3 protein-coding genes are annotated in these 2,639 nt (G+C 35.7%); all 3 read left to right on the top strand.

Annotated features, from left to right (window positions below; genetic code table 11):
- The first annotated feature begins 235 nt into the window (after positions 1-235).
- Genes N3F66_14905 through N3F66_14895 form a run of 3 tightly spaced genes read left to right on the top strand, consistent with a single transcriptional unit; the run spans position 236 to position 2,479 of the window.
- Entirely contained in the window at positions 236-1,519 is a 1,284-nt protein-coding gene (locus N3F66_14905; protein ID MCX8125436.1) for an alanine racemase, read from the top strand.
- A 59-nt stretch (positions 1,520-1,578) separates the two neighbouring features.
- The gene (locus N3F66_14900; protein ID MCX8125435.1) at positions 1,579-1,770 is read left to right on the top strand and encodes a hypothetical protein; all 192 of its coding nucleotides are present in this window, start codon (positions 1,579-1,581) and stop codon (positions 1,768-1,770) included.
- Positions 1,751-2,479 (top strand): hypothetical protein, encoded by a 729-nt coding sequence (locus tag N3F66_14895; GenBank protein ID MCX8125434.1) that lies wholly within the window; start codon positions 1,751-1,753, stop codon positions 2,477-2,479. Before N3F66_14900 ends, N3F66_14895 begins: the two co-directional genes overlap by 20 nt.
- Positions 2,480-2,639 lie beyond the last annotated feature (160 nt).

Genomic DNA, 2,639 nt, shown 5'->3' with positions numbered 1-2,639 from the left:
GGAGATGTGTATAAGAGACAGAATGAAGATGGGGTTAAAGCCTACCTGTTAAAATGAAAATATTGTCCACATAAATTGCAAAAGGCAGCTTTGAAATAGAGACTAAGCCCATTTGGTTGCTTTACGGTAATAGCTAGGATGGCGTTGGGAAGCACGCTATGATAAAAATGTTTATTAATTTGACTTAATCTATTTAGGGATATACCATACATAAAAATACAGGAGGTCAGCCGTCATGAAAAAGAAAATAATAATTGCTACTACAATAATAGGTGCAATAGTTTTAATTATTGCACTAAAGCCCGGTGATAACGGAAAGCCATATTCTACGTATTTTGCTAACTTGAATACTGAGCTAAAAAACAATGGACCTGGCAGGCCAGTTATTTTAGTTGACCTTGACCGCCTTGATAAAAACATTGCAACAGTTAAAAAGAATTTACATCCATCATTAAAATTCAGATTAACTGTAAAATCAATCCCATGTCCATGGCTGATTGATTATATCTTAACAAAAATGAACTCACGATATGTGATGGTATTTCACGGCCCTGATATCACTTTCCTTGCCAATAATTCAAAGAACTATGATATCCTTTTAGGTAAGCCAATGCCATTAAATGCAGTTAAGGAGTTTTATAATTCACTGAAGCCAGGCATAAAATTTGACCCGGAAAAACAAATACAGTGGCTTGTTGATACACCTGCAAGGCTTACCCAATACTATAACTTTGCAAAACAAAACAACATCAGGATGAAAATCAATATTGAAATTGATGTAGGATTGCACAGAGGTGGTGTAACAACTGTAGAACAGTTAGATAAAATGCTGGCAACTATATACAATAATCCTCAATATTTACAATTTTCTGGTTTTATGGGCTATGAGGTACATTCAGCTTCAGCGCTTGCACTATTAGGTTCAAAGAAAAAGGCTATTCTCAATGCATTTAATGATGCTATGGAAAGATACAAAACATTTTTTAATTATAGCAAGCAAAAATATCCTACGCTCTTTAAAGGTAAACTAACATGTAACAGTGGTGGTAGCCATACATATATGTTGTTTGATGGTACTCCGCCTGTGAATGATATAGCTATGGGATCAGCATTGCTTAAGCCTAAAGATTTTGATAAACCACTGTTAACAGAACATGTAGAAGCACTGTTTGTTGCAACACCAGTATTAAAAAGATTAGAAGGTACCACTATTCCTTTTATAGAAGGAATATCAAATCTCATGGCAAAGTGGAATCCTAACAGACAGGTGACATATTTTATCTATGGTGGTGGCTGGAGAGCTCATTATTATTCACCACAAGGGCTTATAGAAAACACAATTTATGGATTCAGCACTAATCAGGCAATAGTAAATGGGTCACGTTCCACTGCGCTACAGGTTGATGATTATATTTTTCTGCTCCCCACACAGAGCGAAGCAATCATGCGTGAGTTTGGCGATGTGGTTATGATACGTAATGGGAAGATAGCTGGCAGATATCCTGCACTGCCACAGTAGATGAAAATATTTAAAACCTCACCCTTAATCCTTCTCCTTGTCAAGGAGAGTGAAATAAAATGCTCTCTTCTGATTATTCGGAGATGGTTGCTGAGTACATCGAAGCAGGTGTGGGGAGTATAAGGATTTGTCCTAAAAGTGGTCTTTTAAGTAACGTTAGCAAAAATACGTTGAAAAAATGCGATTATTTCGATGTAAACCCATTATTTCTATTTTTGGAGGAAAAGCCAAATGACAATAACCAGGCATAACAATATCAAATATTATATTGGATTTCAGATACTACTGGTGATCATATTCACGCTAATAGATGCAATAGGACTGTTTATCGGGCATAAAATCAATTACGTGGCAATACCCAAAGGGCTTCTTTCTTTATCAACAACGGTTTTTGTATGGTTTGGGTTGCAGGATGCTATCGCACAAAAAGATATAAAATTTTTACGAATAATATTTACCTGTACGTTTATTACCGACATGTGTGTGTTAACGTGGACTCATTTTTTTCCTGATATGTATATACTTCTTACTGTTGGTGGCATTGTAGCATTGCCAATGCTTACAACAGTTGTTGTGCGCCATACTGAAGAATTTAAAGCTGTTAAAAAGAATGATGCCTTGATGCTGATTGCACTGTATGCTGTTGCATGTGTAATTATTCTATATCTCTATGAATTGTTGCAGCAATACAACATTTTAGTAATATCCATTGTGTATGCTCTTTTGCTTGTACCTGTTGCATGGTCAGGATGGCTTGTTAGCCGTTCTTTGTATTTCCCTGCTCATGCACGATGGATGATACCGGCTGCAACCACTAGCTACTTTATAATGGATGTGATAGGAATATTTTACAATGTACGGTACGGGCCAAATCCTGATATTTTCTATTTTTTTACCTGGCCACTGTATGCCGTGTTTTTGATATTAATGCCGTTGTCGGGGAAAAGAAGTTTTTATTAACATTTTTGAAATGACGCTATACCATTAATGATAGTGGATCAAAATATAAAAAGATTAATAATCTAATTATTTACCAAGGTTTTGTAATTCTTTCAATAATATCGCGTCTAGCAAGTATTTCAGAACAAAGTTCCCATCTGTCTTTTGAAGGGTCTATATT

The sequence above is a fragment of the Spirochaetota bacterium genome (genome assembly GCA_026414805.1).
Lineage (GTDB): Bacteria > Spirochaetota > UBA4802 > UBA4802 > UB4802 > UBA4802.
Note: the sequence above shows the minus strand (reverse complement) of the source record. Positions and strands in the feature narration are given on the sequence as shown.